This is a genomic window from Geobacter sp. AOG1 (assembly GCF_019972315.1).
Lineage (GTDB): Bacteria > Desulfobacterota > Desulfuromonadia > Geobacterales > Geobacteraceae > Geomobilimonas.
Genome location: NZ_BLIZ01000001.1, coordinates 1,955,293 through 1,974,736, shown reverse-complemented (window position 1 = coordinate 1,974,736; position 19,444 = coordinate 1,955,293). Strand labels below are relative to the sequence as shown.

Genomic DNA, 19,444 nt, shown 5'->3' with positions numbered 1-19,444 from the left:
ACAAGGAGTACCCAAGAGCCATGACCCACGACAACGACCGGCACAAACCGGCCCTGACCGTTTTACCGGGAGGCAAAAACGACGTGCACGAGTTCGCCTCTCTCCCCCTGGACCGCAAACTCGCCATGCTGCACAACTTTTCCGCCAGCCGAAGAATGGAGCTGGTCCTCGACGACCCCGCCGCTGCAGCGCTGGTCCACGCCTTCCAGCCCCAGGAACTCTACTGGCTGGTGGAGGAAATCGGCATCACCGACGCCCAGGAACTGATCGCCCTCGCATCACCGGACCAGTGTCGGTTCTTCCTCGACATGGAACTGTGGAAAGGGGATTCCTTCATACCGGAGAAGGCATGGGAGTGGTTCGGCTACCTCATGGAACTCGGGGAGGAACATGTTGCCAAGCTTCTTCCCGAACTCGACCACGAACTTCTTCTCCTCTTCCTTACCCAGGAGATTACCGTCGGCGGCGGCATCGGCGACCTGATCAACGACGAGGAGCGCCTGACGGAGTGGGACCACAGCTTCGACGACCTCTTCTTCATCAGCTATCGGAACTCCCGTCATGCTCAACTCGTCGGCGCTCTCCTCGATATCATCTATCGCCATTACCACGACCTCTATCTGGAGTTGATGGAAGGGGTAAAGCACGAACTGTTCAGCGAGGTGGAGGAGTTGGCAGGCCAGTTCCGGTCCGGCCGACTGGCCGACCTGGGCTTCCCCGATCCCTCAGAAGCCGCAGCCCTCTATGCCTACATCAAGCCAGCCATGTTCACGCCGGCCAGGGACAAGGGTGATGTCTTCCCCACGCTCGGGAGTCAGCGGCTCCCCGTATCCATCGAGAGCAGTTATTCCCTGCTGCAGCGGGTACTGGCGGCTGTCGACAGCGATGGTATCTACCAGGAGATTAACTACCTGGTGAACACCGCACTGGTGGCCGAAGAAGCGTCTTTATCCGACACAACAACCGTACAGTCTGTCATGGAGCGGGTTTACGGCTGTCTGAATATTGCGCTGGAAGAATTGAGCGGTGGCGATGAAGGAAACGGGCGGGACATTGTGACGGGAGAGTACCTGAAACGGCTTTTCCAGTTCGGCTTCAGCTTGCTTCTCGACCTACAGCGACAGGCTGCGGAGGTTAAGAGCGACAACTATGCCGCCAACAAGGCGCTCAAGGGGCTCAAGGCCAAGCGCCCCAGGTTCTATCGGGGACTCGACCCTGACCACGCCGACGGCTACCGGGAGTTCCGGACCTTGGCCGATGTGCAGACGGTAAAGGAATTCCTGCGGATACTGGAATCGGGGGCTGGGGACTAGGGACTAGGTGCTGGAGAGGAAGGGGACGAAAAGGCCGCCCCTTCATGTCTCACTGACGGTCAAGCCTGTTTTTCTTCGCGTCTCTGCGTCTTCTGCGTCAATTGATTCAAACTATTCGCAAATTTCTCCCCGCACGAGCTCCCGTTCCACGGCAACGATCCGCACCGACACTTCCCGGTTGACCAGCTCGTTTCCGCCCGTGATGACCACCGGCAGGTAATTGCGCGACAGGCCATGCACAACGCCGTCGCTGTCGGGACGCTGCACGAGGACCGGCAGCACTTGCCCGATGAAGCGCCGGTAGTAGGCACGCTGTTTCTCATCGGAGACCCGGCGGAGAGCCTGGGCCCGTTCCCTGATCACGGCGGGATTCACCTGCCCCGCCATGGTGGCGGCCGGTGTTCCTTCACGGGGAGAGAAGGGGAAGACGTGGAGGTAGGCAAGGGGAAGGGACTGGACGAACGCCAGGGTGCGGGTGAATTCCTCGGCTGTCTCCCCCGGGAAACCGGCGATGATATCGCAGCCGATGCAGACGTCGGGGATGGCCGCCACCAGGCTCTCCACCACCTCCCGGAACCTGGCCGTCGTGTAATTGCGGTTCATCCGCCGGAGCACCTGATCATCACCGCTCTGGAGCGGGATGTGAAAATGGGGACAGACCGACCGGGACGACGCCAGGAAGGCCACCAGCTCGGGGGTTACCTCCGTCGGCTCCACCGAGCCAACCCGTAGCCGCGGCACCAGCCGACCCGCCTCCACCCCCTTCAACAGGTGGAGGAGTGTGACGGGAGGATTCAAGTCGAGACCGTACCCCCCGAGGTGGATGCCGGTCAATACCACCTCCTGGAACCCCTTGGCGGCAAAGGTCCGTATCCCCGCCAGCGCTTCCGCCAGCGGAACGCTCCGGCTCCCTCCCCGGGCGTAGGGGACGATGCAATAGGAGCAGAAGGCATCGCAGCCGTTCTGCACCTGGAGAAACGCCCGGGTGTGCTCGGCAAAGCTCTCCAGCGCAGTTCCCTCCGTCTCCCGCACCCGGGAGATGTCGGAGACCAGCACCCGCTGTTCATCCCCCAGCTCCCGCAGAAACCCCACAAGCCCCTTTTTCTCCAGGTTGCCGATGATGAGGTTCACCCCCTCCATCTCCTGCAGCTCCTCGAAGGCCACCTGGGCATAGCACCCTGTCACCACGATGCGGGCCGCCGGGTTGCGCCGGCGAGCCCGGCGGATCAGCTTGCGGGACTCGGCATCGGTCTTGGCAGTGACGGTGCAGGTGTTGATCACGTAGATGTCCGCCGCCTCTTCGAAAGGAAGGATCTGGAACCCCTCCTTCCCGAGCGCCTCCCCCATGGCCGCCGACTCGAACTGGTTGATCTTGCACCCCAGAGTTGTAATGGCTACTGTCTGCATGCTGTCCTTATTCAGAATCTGCGGGAGGGAGCACCCCATTGTGCTCAGAGTCCCCTCGCACCGCAGCTGTACGGCTCATTTCGCGCCGGCCTGGCGGCCTGCTTTGCTCCATTTCGCCTACAGCTGCTGGTACTCGGGCACATTCGCCCCATGGGGCACTCCCTCCCACAGATTAAGGTTTCATTCAAAATTCACAATTCAACATTTAACATTGCCTTCTCGATCCATCCCCCACCCAGCACTTCGTCATCCCGATAGAAGACCACCGCCTGTCCCGGCGTGACCGATTTTTCAGGGACCGTGAAGCGGACTTCAGCACGGTTCCCCGGCAGGGGGATAACGGTGCATGACACCGGCCGGTGCCGGTAGCGGATCTTGCAGGTGGCTTCCAGTGGTGCTCCCGGCGGGGGGATGATCCAGTTAAGGTCAGTGGCAACGAGACCGGGGCTGGCGAGCTCTTCCCGGCTCCCCACCACTACTTGACGTTTCTCCGTATCCACCTCGAGCACATAGAGGGGGGAGGGATGGGCCACTCCCAGTCCCTTCCGCTGTCCCACCGTGTAGCGGTAGGTTCCCTGGTGCCGGCCGAGAACGGTCCCCCGGCGGTCGACGATGTCGCCATTCAACGTGCCGGCGCCCCGTGCCTCCTCCAGAAAACGGACGTAGTCGTTGTCCGGCACAAAGCAGATCTCCTGACTCTCCCCTTTCTCAGCCACCCGCAGTCCATAACGAGCAGCCAGCCGCCGCACCTCCGGCTTGGTCATTCCGCCGAGAGGGAAAAGGGTCCGGGACAGTTGCTCCTGAGTAAGGGTGAAGAGAAAGTAGCTTTGATCCTTGCTGCTGTCCTGGCCCATGTGGAGACGGTAACGGCCGGTCCCGTCCCGTTCAACCCGTGCATAATGCCCCGTGGCAAGATAATCGGCGGCCAGGTCCCGTGCCTTTTGCAGCAACAGTTCGAACTTGATCCGCTGGTTACAGCGTACGCAGGGGTTGGGAGTACGGCCGCGGAAGTACTCCCCCACAAAGTCGTCGATCACCAGCCTCTGGAACTCCTCCTCGAAGTTAACCACATAGAAGGGAATACCCAGTTGCTCTGCCACCCGCCGGGCATCGTGGATGTCGTCGAGGGAACAGCAGGTATCGAATTTCTCCCCATCAGGTGCGGTGAATGTGGCATAGTCCCAGACCTGCATGGAAATGCCGATCACCTCGTGCCCCTGCTTCTGGAGAAGGGCGGCGGTGACCGACGAATCCACCCCGCCGCTCATGGCGACGACCACCCGTTGTTTTCTGTAGTTATCTGTCATGATTCAGAGATTCCGCAACCTTTCCACGATGGGTGGCAACAGCGCTAACACCTGCTCCACATCCTCCTCCGTGCTCTCCGCACCGAGGGAAAAACGGACAGAACCCTTTGCATAGGCGGATTCTAGGTTCATGGCGGCAAGGACGTGGGAGGGTTTGAGGGTTCCCGACGCGCAGGCCGATCCGGACGAAACGGCCACTCCTGCCATGTCGAGATTGAGAAGCAACGAATCGGCAGCCACATCCCTGAAGGAGATATTGGTTGTATTGGGAAGGCGCTCCGTTGGATGGCCGTTCACCTGAGTATGGGGAATCCGCTCCCCAATCCCCCGTTCCAGGCGATCGCGCAGGGTGGCCATACGCTTCGCCTCGCCGGCAAGCTCGGCCCCGGCCAGTTCACAGGCCTTGCCAAACGCCACGATGCCCGCCACATTTTCGGTGCCTGCCCGCCGGTTCCGTTCCTGGGACCCACCGTTCAGGAGGGGATGGAGCTTCGTCCCGGTCCGGACCACGAGAGCTCCCACCCCCTTGGGAGCACCGAGCTTGTGGCCTGAGATAGAGGTTAACCCTATCCCTATTCCCCTGACATCGACTGGCACCTTACCGAAGGCCTGAACGGCATCGCAATGGAAGCATACCCGACGCTCCGCAGCCAGTGCGGCTATCTCCCGTACCGGGAAAAGGGTGCCGGTCTCGTTGTTGGCGAACATGAGGGAGATGAGAATGGTGCTATCGGTGATAGCCGCCGTCAGTGCGTCAAGGTCCGGCCGTCCGTGGCGGTCCACCTCCAGCCGGGTGATGTCGTACCCTAGCTGCTCCAAGGCAAGACAGGTGTTGAGGACCGCCGGATGCTCCACGCGGGAGGTGATGATATGGTTTCCCTCGCCGCGCCGGGCTGCCGCCGTCCCCTTGATGGCCATGTTGTCGGCTTCCGTGCCGCAGGAGGTGAATACCACCTCAACCGGCTCGCAGCCGGCCAGGGCAGCCACCCGCTCCCGCGCCTCATCCACCGCTCCTCTGACCTGTCGTCCGGCCCAGTGGATGCTCGACGGGTTGCCGAACTGCTGTCGGTAAAACGGCAACAACGCCTCCAACACCGCCGGTTTGACCGGTGTCGTGGCGTTGTAATCCATGTAAATCAACTCCATGCGGTCGTACTCCCTGCGCTCAGCCCGTCGGCTTGCAGGCCCCTTTCTCAATGTTTCCTTCACCTGCAGGCCTGTTTCGCGCTTCCCGGGTCAGGTCCGCCAGAGTAATGGAATCGAGAAATCCCCGAATCCTCTCACCCAGCCCCTGCCAGACGAAGTGGGTAACGCAATGTGCCTCCCGCCGGCAACTCCGGTCCCCTTCATCGAGGCAGGCCACGGGATTGAGCTGTTCTTCCACGGTTACCACGATCTCTCCGACCTTGATGGCATCTTCCTGACGGGCCAGCACATACCCGCCGCCGGGGCCACGGACGCTTGTCACGATCTGTCCCTTTTTCAGGCGGAAGAACAGTTGCTCCAGGTAGTTGAGCGGTATCTCCTCCCGCCGGGAAATTTCCTTCAGCGACACGGGCCGCCCCTCGGAATAAAGGGAGAGATCCACCATGGCCCGTACCGCATATTGAGCCCGCGTGGAGAGGCGCATGAATCAGGCCCCTTTTTTGGAAATCTGCTGCTTCAGCGTTTCGTGCTCGGCCGCAAGTGCATCATACTTCCGCTCCAGTTCACGGATCTGGTCAAACAGGCACGCAATGGCCTTCGCCTCCGGATCGGGAAGCTTGCCGTGCTCCAGGTCCATTCTGTCGGCCGGCTTCTCCGTGGCCATGACAACACGACCGGGGATTCCCACCACCGTGGAATTGGGAGGAACTTCCTTAACTACCACGGAATTGGAACCGACCTTGCTCCCTCGACCGACGGTGAACGGCCCGAGGATCTTGGCGCCAGAACCGACCACCACGTTGTCCTCAAGGGTGGGATGGCGCTTGACCTTCTCCCAGCTCACCCCGCCGAGCGTTACCCCGTGGTAGAGGGTCACGTTGTCGCCAATCTCGGCGGTCTCCCCAATCACCACTCCCATACCGTGATCGATGAAAAACCCCTTGCCGATGGTGGCGCCGGGGTGGATTTCGATCCCGGTGAAAAAGCGCCCCAGGTGGGAAATTAACCGCCCGATGAAATAGTGTTCATGGGTCCAGAACCAATGGGCAACCCGGTGAAACCAGACGGCATGGAGCCCCGGATAGCAGAACAGTACTTCCGGCACACTCCGGGCAGCCGGGTCGCGGTCGAACACCGCCTTTATATCATTCTGCATACGCGCAAACATCGTCTCCCCCTCCCCTTTGCAGCAACTGGCACCCAAAAGCTTCTTTCCTGAGTAACATACCTTACTATAATTGTCAAGTATGGAATCAAATCCAGAAGAGATGGCTGTTTCCTGGACCAAGTGGCCCGGGCCAGCCGCCGTGATTGAACTGGAGCTGCAGGGTTGTGAGGGACGGGATGCTCTTAAGATCCACTGAGATAAAGGGTAGTTAGAAATAATTTCAGGAGGGAGGACACATTGGAAGGGTAAACGTGAAGGCGCTCCCCTGCTGGGGAGCGCTGTCGACCCACAGGTCCCCCTTGTGGGCCGCAACGATACGTTTGCAGATGGTGAGACCGAGGCCGCTCCCCTTCTTGGGAGCACTCGACGCGCCGACCTGGCAAAACTCGTCAAAAATCCTGTCATGGCACTCTTCAGGAATCCCCACGCCGGTATCGCTGACGGTCACCCGGACATGTTTGCCATGTTGACCCGCCGCGATTCCGATCTTTCCCCCCGGCGGTGTGAATTTGATTGCATTGCCGATCAGATTGGTAAGAACGCACGCTATCTGGGTCGGGTCGAAGCAGGCCGAAAGCCCTTCGTCAATCGGTTCGATGGAGAGGAGCAGCCCGTTTTGCTCCGCATAGGGTGCGAGAACGGAGTAGACATCCCGGATTGGTTCGATGATTCTCTTCTCTCCCAGATTCAGGAGGGGGCCTCCATTCTCGATTCTGGCGAGGTCGAGCATGCTATCTACGAGGTCTACCAGCCGTTCGCCGCTCTCCACGGCCGCTTTCAGGTACTGACGCTGGGTATCGGTCAGGCTCCCGGTGTCACTTTCACCAAGGAGGGCACAGTAGCTGTACATGATGCTGACGGGGATGCGCAACTCGTGGGTGGCCGTCCGGATGAATTCCGACTTGAGCCTGTCCAGATCCTGCAACCGCTCGTTGGCCGCTTTCAACTGCTGCTGGAAGCGGCGCTCCTCGGTTACATCGGTAAAGGAGCAGATGAGATACCTTCCATCAAGCCGGTAATCGCTCACCGACACCGACACGTGCAGCCTCTCTCCCCCTTTGGTGACAAAAACCAGCTCACTCCGGCGCCGGTATTCCCGGCCGACGAAGAAACTCAAATGGTTTTCCATGGCATCCTGTCGGCATTCGTCGGCTAGCATGTCAGCCAAGGCCAGATTAAGGGCCTCTTCCCGAGAATAGCCGAGCATAGCCAGGGCAATTCTGTTGATGTAGACCGGTTCGCCATGGGCATTGAGGGCCATGAGCCCATCGGATGCGTGCTCGAACAGGGTTTCGAACAGTGCTTTTTCCCGCAACTCCTGCTCCAGCCGTTCTTTTATTTCCCGCAACTCCTGGGATTCCTCCCGGGCTTTTTCATAGAGATAGGCATTTTTCAGCGCGGCGGCCGAGACATTTGCCACCAGTTCGCAGAAATTGAGTTCGTGGTGGGTAAAAGAATTCCCCGCGCGGGCGGTCCTCAGCATGAGCGTACCGATTACCTCGCTCCGGTAAATGACGGGCAGTACCAGAATAGAGTCGAACGGAAGCCCGGAGATAAACCCCCTCACCTCCTCCATGAGAGGATTGTTCTTCACGTCATCGACGACAAGTGACTTGCCGGTCCGGATAACTTCGCGGATCTCCGGATAACGTTCCAACTCTATCCGAAAACCGCTGATGTCGGAGTTGTCACTGGAGGCAAGCACGTATCCGTAGCCGTCCTCCCCTTTCAGGTGGACAATGGAACAACGAAGGACGTCAAGAGTGCCGGCTATCTTTTCGACAATGATCTGGAGAATGCGCCGCGTGTCAAGGCTGGAGGTGATTGCCTGGGAGATTTCGAGCAGTATCCCCGTATCCCGCACCTCCTGGCGAAGCATCTCAGCGGTTGTTCGTTTGGAAAGGTTGGAGTTGATCCGCGCCAGCAGCTCATGAGTCACAAACGGCTTGTTGAGATAATCGTCCGCGCCGACAGCAAACGCCTCCACCAGTTTATCCTTATCCTTGTTCGCCGTCAGGACGATTACCGGTATGGACGCAGTTTGCGGATCACCCTTGAGTCGACGACATGCTTCAATGCCATCCAGACCCGGCATCACCATGTCCATCAGTATCAGATCAGGCCGGGATTCAGCCGCCAGCGCACACGCTGCCGCACCATCGGCCGCCTCCTCAACCATCATTCCCGCAGCAAGGAGTTCGTCGTGCAAGAGCTGCCGGGCAAATGCCTGGTCATCAACAATGAGAATTTTTGGTAGTGCCATCCTTCCCAGCCCCCTCGTTTCAGCTGTAAGAGATTTTGCAATTTACATACCATTAATTCGTGTATCCATATAAACCAAAAACGGCTACCGATCTTCAGTAATATGGATGAGACATGACGACATGGTTTCCGACAAAAAACATTCCAGAGAAATTAAACCCTTAGCACCGAGTATTCCCCTATTCATGTAGTACCCGTCACCGGTACCGACCAAGAACAATCCGCTTAATTTGTTAATTTGCCGAACAATCCACATCCTATATCCACACAAACATTACGCCATATAACCACATTACTCAACATTACAACAACCACTTAAAGCGGACATTGCCGTTATTTGACGACTATATTATTTTCATGGCATATTTTTATAAAAATCACACCTACCGCAAATTCCTTGGAAATACAATAGATCAAGTTATTGCAAAAAAGGCTTTACGGTGTTTTCCGTAAAGCCTTTTATACATGGTGCCCGAAGCCGGGGTCGAACCGGCACAGCCTTGCGACCGAGGGATTTTAAGTCCCTTGCGTCTACCAATTCCGCCATTCGGGCAGTATCCGTTCTGATCGGGGTAAATTCCAGTGAAGAAGAAAGGACAAGATAAACAAACGGGAGGAGAATATCACCAGGTGATCCCCCCTCCCGTTGGAGACAAATATTTGCCGCCGATCAGTCGAGGGTATTAACCCGTTCCCGCAGATCCTTGCCGGTTTTGAAGAACGGTGTCCGCTTGGCCGGAATCCGGACGACTTCACCACTCTTCGGGTTGCGCGCTTCGCGCGGTCCCCGCTCGCGGATGGTGAAACTGCCAAAGCCGCGGATTTCAACCTTCTCCCCCTTTTTCAGGGCGGCGCTCATTGCGTCGAACACCAGGTTGACTACCAGTTCGGACTCCTTGCGGGTCAGGACACTGTTGGATTCAACAATTTTTTCTACGAGCTCACTTTTTGTCATACGCACACCTCTTCCCAGCAGTTTGCTTTCGATAGACCCTTACTTGTCGCCATTGCCGTTTTTCTTGATCTCTTTCAGCAGGTCCCCAAGGTTGGACGTCGCTTCCCCCTTGGACCCCATGAACGACTCGAACTCGGCCTTTTCCAGCGCACTCTGCAACGACTTTATGGAAAGCCCGATTTTGCGATCTACGGTATCAACATTGAGAACCACCGCCTCCAGCTCGTCTCCCACGTTGCAGAACCCTTTCGGGGTGGCAAGCTTCTCGTGGGAAAGTTCGGAAACGTGGACAAGCCCCTCTATACCCTCCTCAAGTTCGAGGAAAACGCCAAAGTCGGTAACGGAGGAAACCTTGCCCACGACCCGGGTCCCGGGGCGGTATTTGCCGGGGATTTCGCTCCAGGGATCGGGGGTAAGCTGCTTTACGCCGAGGGAGAGCCGCTCGTTGGCTACATCGATGTTCAGGATAACTGCCTGAACCGTCTCCCCTTTGCTGTATATCTCACCGGGATGCTTGATCCGTTTGGTCCAGGAGATATCCGACACGTGCACCAGACCGTCGATGCCATCCTCGATCCCGATGAACATGCCGAAGTCGGTGATGTTCTTGATCTGTCCCTCGATTTTGGTGCCGACCGGATAGCGCTCACCGACCACAGTCCAGGGATTGACGGATGTCTGCTTGAGGCCGAGAGAAATCCGGCGGTTGCCGGAATCAACACCGAGGACGACCGCCTCCACCTCTTCGCCAACTTTGAGCAACTCGGAGGGATGGCGGACCCGCTTGGTCCAGGACATCTCGGAGATGTGGACCAGCCCTTCGACCCCTTCCTCAAGGGCAATAAACGCCCCATATTCGGTCAGGCTGACCACCTTCCCTTGCACCCGCTCACCCGTCTGGTACTTCGCTTCCACGTTGAGCCACGGATCGGGCATGGCCTGCTTCATGCCGAGGGAGATTTTCCCCTTGGCGCGGTCGAACTTCAGCACCATGACCTTGACGGTGTCGCCAACCTTGATGATTTCACCCGGATGGGTCAGGCGTCCCCAGGACATATCGGTAATATGGAGCAGACCATCCAGTCCCCCCAGATCGACGAAGGCACCGTAATCGGTGATGTTTTTCACAACCCCGTCGACCACCTGGCCTTCGGCCAATGTCGCGAGAGTATCCTCCCGTGCCTTGTCCCGCTCCACTTCCAGCAGGACACGGCGGGAAAGGACGATGTTCCCCCGTTTGCGATTCATCTTGAGTATCTTGAAGGTCGCGGTCTGTCCCACGTACCGATCGAGGTTGCCACCAGGACGGAGATCGACCTGGGAAGCGGGCAGAAAGCCGGTAATACCGCCGATGTCAACATTGAGGCCGCCCTTGACCTTGGCAACGATCTTCCCTTCGACGTCGCCCCCTTCGCCCCCTGCTTCGGCAATCCTGTCCCAGACGAGGTGGGCCTGGGCCTTTTTCTTGGAAAGGACGATGTACCCCAGTTCGTTTTCACGCCGCTCGAACAAGACTTCGACCGGATCTCCCACCTTGACGGTCAACTGGCCGTTTTCGTCCATGAATTCATTGGCCGGTACGCACCCTTCGGATTTGTACCCCACATCAACCAGCACGTAATCGGGCGAAATCTGCACCACGACGCCACGTACAATCTCTCCGACGCGAAGCTGTTTCAGGCTGTCCTGGAACATCTCTTCGAATTCGCCGCCGCTCCCCTGGTCCAGTTCATCGTCCGTATCATGAAAGCGCTTGATCGGCATTTCTTTCTGCCGTTTCATCCGTTTTTCATCCATCATTAACCAAGTACCCCCTCAAATATTTGCCATTCGCTTAAGCACGTTAAATTAGCACATTTGCTAAAAAATTCAATGGTTATTATTGCGATTGATCTGTTCGATACGCTCCACGACCTCGTCAATAAGCCATTTGGGTGTTGAAGCCCCGGCGGTCACACCCACCCGCTCAACCCCGTCAAACCACGCCGGGTTGAGTTCCTGGGCAGTCTCGATCTGAAAAGACCTTGGCTGGAGCTCGGTACAGACTTCCGTAAGCCGCTTGGTGTTGGCACTGTTGTAGCCACCGATTACTACCATGCAATCGACTTGCTTGGCAAGCTCTTTGGCTTCCTCCTGACGGATTGCCGTGGCGTCACAGATGGTGTTGAACACACGTATCTCGCTCCCCCTGGCAAGGCATTTCATCACCACGCTCTGCAGGTTCTCGAATGACTGGGTAGTCTGGGCAACCACGCCGATCTTCCCCATCCGAGGGAGCCGGGACGCCTCCTCGTTGGAACCGACGACAAAGACTTTCCCCGTGGCATAGGAAACGATCCCCTGCACTTCGGGATGGTCGGCGTCACCCACGACAACCACATCATAACCCGACTGGGAGAGACTTTTCACATGCTCCTGAGCCTTCTTGACGAAGGGGCAGGTGGCGTCGATTATTTCGAGTTCCTTGAGGACCGCCTCTTCCAGCTCTTCGGCAGCGACGCCGTGGGAACGGATGATAATGGTGGCATCCGAAAGGCCGGACAGGTCCTTGCGGACCTTAACCCCCATTTCCTCAAGCTTCTGCACTACCTGGGGAGAGTGTATGATCGGCCCGAGGGTGAACGTGTTACCCTTTTCCTTTGCAGCCTCGAAGGCCATCTGGGTGGCCCGCTTGACACCGAAACAGAATCCGGCCCGTTTGGCAACAATGATTTCCATACTAAAAACTCCCTACGGGCTGCCGGACACTGGTTCCTGCCCCCTGCCCCTTAAGTCTTGCCTCGATAACCGCCGTCATCCGCTCCAGAACCTCCTCGATGGAAAGCCCTGAGGAATCGATTTCAATGGCATCCACAGCCCGTCGCAGAGGAGCATGCTCACGCTCTTCATCCTGTCTGTCCCGCTGGACCACGGCGGCAATGGTTTCGTCGAGGGAAATCTTTTCCCCCCTGGCTCTGAGTTCCAGGTACCGGCGTCTGCCACGCTCCTCCGCCGATGCGGAAAGGAAAAACTTCACATCCGCATCGGGAAAGACCACCGTCCCGATGTCGCGCCCCTCCAGAACCACCCCGCCTGCACTCCCCATCTGTCGCTGCAGTTCGAGGAGAAAATCCCTGACCACCTTCCGGGCCGAGATCGTCGACGTGAGCAGACTGATTTCCGGCGTTCTGATGGCGCTGGAAACGTCCTCTCCGTTGAGCAGCACCTGACAGCAGCCGTTGGTGCGGGCAAAGGAGATGGTGCACTCATTACAAAGCCGGGCAAGGGCGGGTTGATCGTCAGGCGAAACTCCGGCCCGCCGTGCCGCAAGCGCCACGGTCCGGAACATGGCGCCGGTATCGATATGGATGTAGCCGAGCCGGTCGGCCAGGAGCTTGGTGATGGTGCTCTTGCCGGCGCCGGAAGGACCGTCGATGGCGATAATCAGACGCTTTCCCCCCCCCCTCGATACGCTCACCGCACGGAAACCTTTTCGAGGAGTTCGACGAAGGTCGGAAACGAGGTGGAGATGCAGGCAATATCGTCGACCGTTACACTATCCGTTGCGGCAAGTCCGGCAATCAGCATGGACATGGCTATGCGGTGGTCGCCAAAGCTGTCCGCCATGCCCCCCTGCAGCTTCTCCGTGCCGGTAATCTCCATGCCGTCGTCCATCTCGACGACCTGGACGCCGGCTCGCCGCAGATTGGTTGCCATGGCGGCAATCCGGTCCGTTTCCTTGACCCGCAACTCCCGGGCATCCCGCAGAACCGTCTTTCCCTCAGCCAGGGCGGCGGCCACACAGATCACCGGAAACTCGTCGATTGCCCGGGGAACCACCTCACCGCCGATCTCGACCCCCTTGAGTGCCGACGCACGGACCAGAAGGTCTGCAACCGGTTCGCCGGACACCTCCCGCCGGTCGAGAAGCTCGATGGAGCCCCCCATGGCACTGAGGATATCGATGACGCCGGTACGGGTCGGATTGACGCCGACGCCGCGGATGAGGAGTTCGGCACCGGGAACGATGAGGGCTGCCACGATGAAAAAGGCTGCCGACGAGATATCTCCCGGCACCACGATGTCGCGGCCGGTCAACTCCCGTCCTCCGCGCACCGTGACAGTGGTACCTGCCGTCTCCACGTCGGCACCGAAATAGCGGAACATCCGCTCCGAATGGTCCCGGGAAAGGTGGGGTTCCGTCACCGTGGTGACCCCGTTGGCATACAGCCCGGCCAACATCAGGGCCGATTTCACCTGGGCGCTCGCCACCTTGGAAGTATGACTTATGCCAGCCAGTTGCCGTCCGACGATTGCCAGGGGGGCCTTGTCGCCACCGGAACGGCCAAAAATGGTGGCGCCCATCCTGCCCAAGGGTTCGATGACCCGTCCCATGGGGCGCTTGCGCAAATACTGGTCACCGGTCAGGACGGAGAAAAACCGCTGCCCCGCCAGAAGCCCGGTGATAAGGCGCATGGAGGTGCCGGAATTGCCACAATCGAGAACATCGGCTGGTTCGGACAGGCCATGCAGCCCCGCTCCCCGTATGCGCAGGGTTTCACCGTCGTCTTCAACGCCCACTCCCATGGCCCGGAATGCATCGAGGGTGGAAATATTGTCTTCGCCCCGCAGGAAGCCGCGTACCGTCGTCACTCCCCGGGCAATGGAACCGAGCATGATGGAACGGTGGGAAATGGACTTGTCGCCGGGAACACTGATCTCACCCCGAAGTGTCGTTGCCGGCTGAACGGTGTAGCTCTTCACGTACATCCCCTCTCTGCCATTGTGGGTACGGGGCGCTTCGCCCCGTCAAACCAGCCTACATAGTTTCCATCTGGAAACTCCAGATGTGAACCTATCAGTTTTCGATTCGGAAAGGAGGAATTTTTCGCTCTGGCAAGGAAATCAAGGGATTGCGCGGAGGCGTACTTCTGTACGCCGCACAAGCAAGTCCGCAGATTGACACCGCCAGAGCGGAAAAGAACCCTTTCCGGACAAAAACTACAGGATCGCGTCCCGCTGTTCCTTGGATCGGGCGAAGAATGCTTCCAGCCCGGCACCATCCCGTTTCTCCACCAGCGACCTCAGCTCCGCTAGGTAGCGGGAGAAAAAGTCCATCATCTCCAGGATCCCCTCCCGGTTCATGAGGGCAATGTCACGCCACATGGCCGGATCGGACGAGGCAATGCGGGTGAAGTCCCGGAACCCGCCGGCCGAATACGGCAGAATCCCCTCCTCGAACCGGTCGTACCCCCCCACCGCGTTGACCAGGGCATAGGCCACCATGTGGGGAAGATGGGAGATGGCGGCGAGGACCCGGTCGTGCTTCTCCACGTCCATCAGCACTACCTCGCTGCCGGTCAACTCCCACATCCTCACCACTTTCTGCTGGGCAAGGGGGTCGGTAGCGACAGTAGGAGTGATAATGCAGCGTCTCCCCTGGTAAAGGGAGGCAAAGGAGGCCTCGACCCCCGAATTTTCCGTACCGGCTATGGGATGCCCGCCGACGAAAAAGGCCCCGGCCGGCATGAGCGCCTCGCAGGCAGACACGATCTCCCCCTTGACACTGCCACCGTCGGTCACGATGCACCCCGGGGCCAGATGGGGGGCGATGCGGGCCAGAACGGACGCAATGGAGCAGACGGGAGTGGCGAGAAAAACCAGGTCGGCCCCCGCAACACCGGCAACGGGGTCGGTCTCGTACCGGTCGATCACCCCGAGTTCAACGGCCCGTTGCAGGTTCGCTTCTCCCCGGCCGACCCCGACGACCTCACCCACTTCCCCCTTCTCCCGCAGGATCCGGGCCAGGGAGCCGCCGATGAGACCGACACCGATTATGCACAACCGCTGAATGAGCGGCATGTGTTGTATCCTTTCAACCCCGTAAGCAGGAGTGTGGATTTTTTGCAAGGTCAAGGCGATCGAGGGATGACGCGGAGACGTAGCACCCAAACATCGGGCATAAACAGCGCTACGTCGCACAAGGAATCGCGAAGATCAACGCAGAGATTGCGGAAAAGCCGCGCTCCTCTACTTTGCCCGGGGGTAGGAGCCGAGAACCTTCACAAACTGACAGCACTGCTTGAGTTCCTCGATCGCCTCGACAATCACCGGGTCGGAAATGTGCCCCGCCAGGTCGAGGAAGAACATATACTCCCAGGCCTTTTTCTTCATGGGGCGCGACTCGATCTTGGAAAGGTTGATCCCCCGTTTGGCAAACGGTTCCAGCATCCGGTAAAGGATACCCACCTCATCCTTCACCGCAAACATGAGGGAGGTCTTGTCATCACGGCTCTTCTCCGTCAGCTTCTTGCCGATAATGAGAAACCGGGTGAAGTTGTTGACCTGGTCCTCGATCCTTGTGCGCACCAGCTTGAGATCGTACATGGTGGCGGCCAGCTCGCTGGCAATGGCTGCCGCGGTATAGTCCTCGGAAACGATCTGGGCGGCCACGGCGGTTGACGCCACATCCACCAGCGGTACGTTGGGGAGGTTCTCCTCCAGCCATTTCCGGCATTGGGCAATGGGCTGGGGATGGGAGTAGACCTTCTTGATATCCTCAAGCCGTCCGGTGCGGGAAAGAAGGTCATGGTGGACCTCCAGCAACACCTCGGCATTGATCTTGAGTTCGCTCTCCATGAACATGTCGAGGGTATAGGAGACCACCCCCTCGGTGGAATTCTCCACCGGCACCACTCCGTAGGTGGCACGCCCCTTCTCGACTTCTTCGAACACGGCAGGAATGGATTTCTGGGGAACCAGTTCGGCGGAATAGCCGAAATGCTGCATGGTGGCAAGGTGGCTGAAGGTCGCCTTGGGACCGAGGAATGCCACTTTCATGGGCGCTTCCAGGGCAAGGGAAGCAGAGATGATCTCCCGGAACACACTTTTCAGCCCCTCGTTGGGGAACGGTCCCCGGTTCCGGGCAGTGAGGCGGTCATAGATTTCCCGTTCCCGGCTCGGGACATGGAAATCACCCCTGGCGGCGGACTTCAGTTTGCCCACCTCCATGGCCAGTGTGGCCCGGTTATTGAGGATGTCCAGAATCTGGTCATCCAGGCTGTCGATGGCCTGCCGCAATGTAGCGAGCGATTTTTTGTCGCGCAAGGTAGAGTCAGCCTTTGGGAAGGAAGTGGGGTGTGTCGTGGAGGGAGCTAATCTATAGCAATGTCGCTAAAAATGCAAACAGTTTTTGGTCAGCTGATAAGGGCGCAGTGGGCGGAAATCACTTGGCGGATTTTTGCCCCGCCTTGTTGACCCGCTTCTTCTCGTGCAGCGGTGGAGTCTTTGCCAACTGTGCCTGACGGATGACCTCCTGCTGAACATCCTGGTCCGACATGACGAAGTAGGCAAAGTTGAGAAGGGTGTGCTCTTGGGGTGCATAGACAGTCCGGTAGGTTTCATTGAGGATACGAACGAGGTTTCCCTTGGCAAACAGAGTGGAGGGAGCACCCTTTCCCATCCCCTTGACGGTCTCCTCGAGGACCGGCAATGTTGCTGCGGTTATGATCGATTTTTCCGGCTCTTCACGGTTGATCCTGATGGCAATAGAATTCTTTCCCACGCTCCGCGCTACGGTATCCGTTCCGGGAAGCCAGACATCACTGAATTGTCCGTAGTCCTTCTCCAGCCGCTCCTCTTTGAAGTTTCTGAAGATCATGCGGGCAGAAGGCTGGACCAAGGTGACAATCCCCCTCTCACAATCGAATCGGGAACCGGGATTTCCCCTCTCCAGGAGCTTGTTGAGCTCCTGGAACTGTGCAGGGGCCGCCGGTACCCCCTTGATGGCACTGGGAGTACAGTTGCGGGCCAGGAGCAGTTCGGTTGCGACCTTGGGAACCACATACCCTTCGGTATAATCCTCGACGGTCAGCCGGTAACCCACGGGACCCTTCTCGCCTGCGACAGCAAAAGAAGGGGCCAACAGGACCAGCATAAGGCCGGCGGCGAATCCATGGCGGAGATTTCTCATTTCAGGCACACCCGTCTGATCTCGGTAAGATCGGTGAGGCCCTGGAATACCTTGAGAAGACCATCCTGCTTCAGGGTCGTCATCCCGTCCGTCACCGCTTGCTCCACGACCTGTTCCGTGCCGACTTTTCTCTTGATGAGCCCCTTCATCCTGTCGGTACATTCCAGCAGTTCGTGGATACCGAGCCGCCCGCGGTAGCCCGTCTGGGCACACTTATCGCACCCGACCGGACGGGTCATGGTCAGTTCTTCACCCTTCAGCCCGAGGCGGGCGAACTGGTCCGGGCCGAATTCTTCAATGACATCAGCCAGCTCCTGCGCTTCGGGCCGATACACGACCTTGCAGTCATCACACAGCTTCCTGGCCAGACGTTGTGCCAGCACGCAGAGGAGCGAATCGGAAAAGCTGAACGGGTCAAGCCCCATATCCAGAAGGCGGGTCACCGTCTCCGGCGCCGTATTGGTATGAAGGGTGGAAAAGACCAGGTGTCCCGTCAGGGATGCCTCGATGGCAATCGAAGCGGTTTCGATGTCACGCATCTCGCCGACCATGATCACGTCGGGATCGAGGCGGAGGAACGACCGGAGCGCTGCGGCAAAGGTGAAGCCGATGCGGTTGTTCACCTGCACTTGTCGCATGCCGCGCTGGGTTATCTCAACCGGGTCCTCGGCACTCCAGATCTTGATCTCCGGGTTATTGATCCTGGCAAGGGTCGAATGGAGGGTCGTTGTCTTCCCCGAACCGGTCGGCCCCACCACAAGCACCAGGCCATAGGGTTTGATGATGGTTTCGTCGAACACGCGCTGGTTCCGCTCGGTCAGTCCCAGTTGGTCGAAGGCAATGGGTTCCCCGGTGGAGAGAATACGGAGCACCACGTCTTCCAACCCTCCCTGGGTGGGCATGGTCGCCACCCGAAGCTCCACGTCGATGGGGCCGAACTTCTTGAAATTGACCTTTCCGTCCTGGGGCCGGCGGCGCTCGGCGATGTCGAGGTCAGACATGATCTTTATCCGGGACGGAATGGCAAACTTGTATTTGTAAGGAATCCGCTGGTAAATCTTGCAGCGCCCGTCGACCCGCATGCGGACGATCACCTCCTGCTTGCCGGGATAGGGTTCGATGTGAATATCGGATGCCCTGGCCATGTATGCGTCATAGATGATCTTGTTGACCAGCTTGACGATGACACTGTCCTTCTCCGTGACTTTCCGGACCTCTTCCTCCACATCCGGCTCGTCCCCCATATGACTCAGGAGTTCCCCGATATCCTCCGGAACGAGATCCAGTTCGACCTCCGCGTGGGATTCCTGCATCGCCGTGGACTTGTAGAGGCGTTGCTGGACCTGGACGATCTCACTCTCCCCGGCTATGACCGGGATGATTTTCAGCCGGATGGTAACCCCGAGCTCCCTCAGGTCATGCATGTTGAGGGGATAGGCCATAGCCAGCGTAAGGGTATTGCCGATCTTGGAAATAGGGACGATCTTCTGTTTCTGTGCATAGGAAGAATTGATGAAGCGGGCAAGGTCCTCTTCGATGGCGAGGTTGCCAAGCTGGACATACGGCAGGTCGTACTGGCCGGCGATGGCCTTGGCAAGGGGTTCCTCACCAATGTAGCGAAGCCTGAGCAGCGCTCTCCCCAAGGGGATATGCTGCTGCTTGCTGAGGGTCCTGGCCTGGGCAAGCTGCTCCTGATCGACGAGTTTCTGTTTCAGCAGGATGTCCGACAGCTTCTGGCGTTTCCCCTGGTGTTCCAGGATGTAAGAGAGATCCGACTCACTGAGATGGCCGAGCCTGCACAAAAGCTGCCCGATAGTCTGGCCGGGAAAAACCTTCTGCAGTTCAAGCGCTTCCTGTAGTTGCTGCTCGTCTATAAGATGGTTTTCCAGCAGTATTTCGCCGATTTTTTTCTGTGCCATATACACCTTTTTCGAA

At 58.4% G+C, this 19,444-nt stretch carries 16 protein-coding genes and 1 tRNA gene; 1 reads left to right on the top strand and 16 read right to left on the bottom strand.

The window, feature by feature from the left end:
• Positions 1-20: 20 nt before the first annotated feature.
• Positions 21-1,313: a DUF6178 family protein gene (locus LDN04_RS09085; protein ID WP_223909045.1), complete on the top strand. Its 1,293-nt coding sequence runs from the start codon at positions 21-23 to the stop codon at positions 1,311-1,313.
• A 111-nt stretch (positions 1,314-1,424) separates the two neighbouring features.
• Here LDN04_RS09085 and mtaB read toward each other — a convergent pair whose 3' ends face one another.
• From mtaB to LDN04_RS09005, 16 genes are all read right to left on the bottom strand, one after another.
• On the bottom strand, positions 1,425-2,720 hold the full coding sequence (mtaB, locus tag LDN04_RS09080; protein WP_223909043.1) for a tRNA (N(6)-L-threonylcarbamoyladenosine(37)-C(2))-methylthiotransferase MtaB: 1,296 nt from the start codon (positions 2,718-2,720) through the stop codon (positions 1,425-1,427).
• A gap of 191 nt (positions 2,721-2,911) precedes the next feature.
• Complete coding sequence (mnmA, locus tag LDN04_RS09075) at positions 2,912-4,027, bottom strand: tRNA 2-thiouridine(34) synthase MnmA (protein ID WP_223909040.1); 1,116 nt, start codon at positions 4,025-4,027, stop codon at positions 2,912-2,914.
• A 3-nt stretch (positions 4,028-4,030) separates the two neighbouring features.
• Positions 4,031-5,173: a cysteine desulfurase NifS gene (gene nifS, locus LDN04_RS09070; protein ID WP_223909037.1), complete on the bottom strand. Its 1,143-nt coding sequence runs from the start codon at positions 5,171-5,173 to the stop codon at positions 4,031-4,033.
• 19 nt (positions 5,174-5,192) lie between these two features.
• Positions 5,193-5,657 carry an Rrf2 family transcriptional regulator gene (locus LDN04_RS09065; RefSeq protein WP_223909035.1) on the bottom strand — a complete coding sequence of 155 codons (465 nt, stop codon included), beginning with the start codon at positions 5,655-5,657 and terminating at the stop codon, positions 5,193-5,195.
• Positions 5,658-5,660: 3 nt separating this feature from the next.
• The gene (gene cysE, locus LDN04_RS09060) at positions 5,661-6,341 is read right to left on the bottom strand and encodes a serine O-acetyltransferase (protein ID WP_223909032.1); all 681 of its coding nucleotides are present in this window, start codon (positions 6,339-6,341) and stop codon (positions 5,661-5,663) included.
• 220 nt (positions 6,342-6,561) lie between these two features.
• A complete protein-coding gene (locus tag LDN04_RS09055) occupies positions 6,562-8,604 on the bottom strand; it encodes a response regulator (RefSeq protein ID WP_223909030.1) in 2,043 nt (680 codons plus the stop codon).
• 465 nt (positions 8,605-9,069) lie between these two features.
• Positions 9,070-9,156 (bottom strand) — tRNA-Leu (locus LDN04_RS09050).
• 117 nt (positions 9,157-9,273) lie between these two features.
• Positions 9,274-9,558, bottom strand: coding sequence for an integration host factor subunit beta (locus tag LDN04_RS09045; RefSeq protein ID WP_223909029.1), 285 nt, complete (start codon positions 9,556-9,558; stop codon positions 9,274-9,276).
• A 39-nt stretch (positions 9,559-9,597) separates the two neighbouring features.
• Positions 9,598-11,358: a 30S ribosomal protein S1 gene (locus LDN04_RS09040; protein ID WP_223909028.1), complete on the bottom strand. Its 1,761-nt coding sequence runs from the start codon at positions 11,356-11,358 to the stop codon at positions 9,598-9,600.
• A 69-nt stretch (positions 11,359-11,427) separates the two neighbouring features.
• Entirely contained in the window at positions 11,428-12,276 is an 849-nt protein-coding gene (locus LDN04_RS09035) for a 4-hydroxy-3-methylbut-2-enyl diphosphate reductase (protein WP_223909027.1), read from the bottom strand.
• 1 nt (position 12,277) lies between these two features.
• The gene (gene cmk / locus LDN04_RS09030; RefSeq protein WP_223909025.1) at positions 12,278-13,015 is read right to left on the bottom strand and encodes a (d)CMP kinase; all 738 of its coding nucleotides are present in this window, start codon (positions 13,013-13,015) and stop codon (positions 12,278-12,280) included.
• Positions 13,012-14,301: a 3-phosphoshikimate 1-carboxyvinyltransferase gene (aroA, locus tag LDN04_RS09025; protein WP_223909023.1), complete on the bottom strand. Its 1,290-nt coding sequence runs from the start codon at positions 14,299-14,301 to the stop codon at positions 13,012-13,014. The genes cmk and aroA overlap by 4 nt, the downstream gene beginning before the upstream one ends.
• Before the next feature lie 237 nt (positions 14,302-14,538).
• Positions 14,539-15,399 (bottom strand): prephenate dehydrogenase/arogenate dehydrogenase family protein, encoded by an 861-nt coding sequence (locus tag LDN04_RS09020; protein WP_223909022.1) that lies wholly within the window; start codon positions 15,397-15,399, stop codon positions 14,539-14,541.
• Between the two features lie 168 nt (positions 15,400-15,567).
• Positions 15,568-16,644, bottom strand: coding sequence for a prephenate dehydratase (gene pheA / locus LDN04_RS09015; RefSeq protein WP_223909021.1), 1,077 nt, complete (start codon positions 16,642-16,644; stop codon positions 15,568-15,570).
• A gap of 118 nt (positions 16,645-16,762) precedes the next feature.
• A complete protein-coding gene (locus LDN04_RS09010; protein WP_223909019.1) occupies positions 16,763-17,509 on the bottom strand; it encodes a hypothetical protein in 747 nt (248 codons plus the stop codon).
• Positions 17,506-19,428: a GspE/PulE family protein gene (locus LDN04_RS09005; RefSeq protein WP_223909017.1), complete on the bottom strand. Its 1,923-nt coding sequence runs from the start codon at positions 19,426-19,428 to the stop codon at positions 17,506-17,508. Before LDN04_RS09005 ends, LDN04_RS09010 begins: the two co-directional genes overlap by 4 nt.
• Between the last annotated feature and the right edge of the window lie 16 nt (positions 19,429-19,444).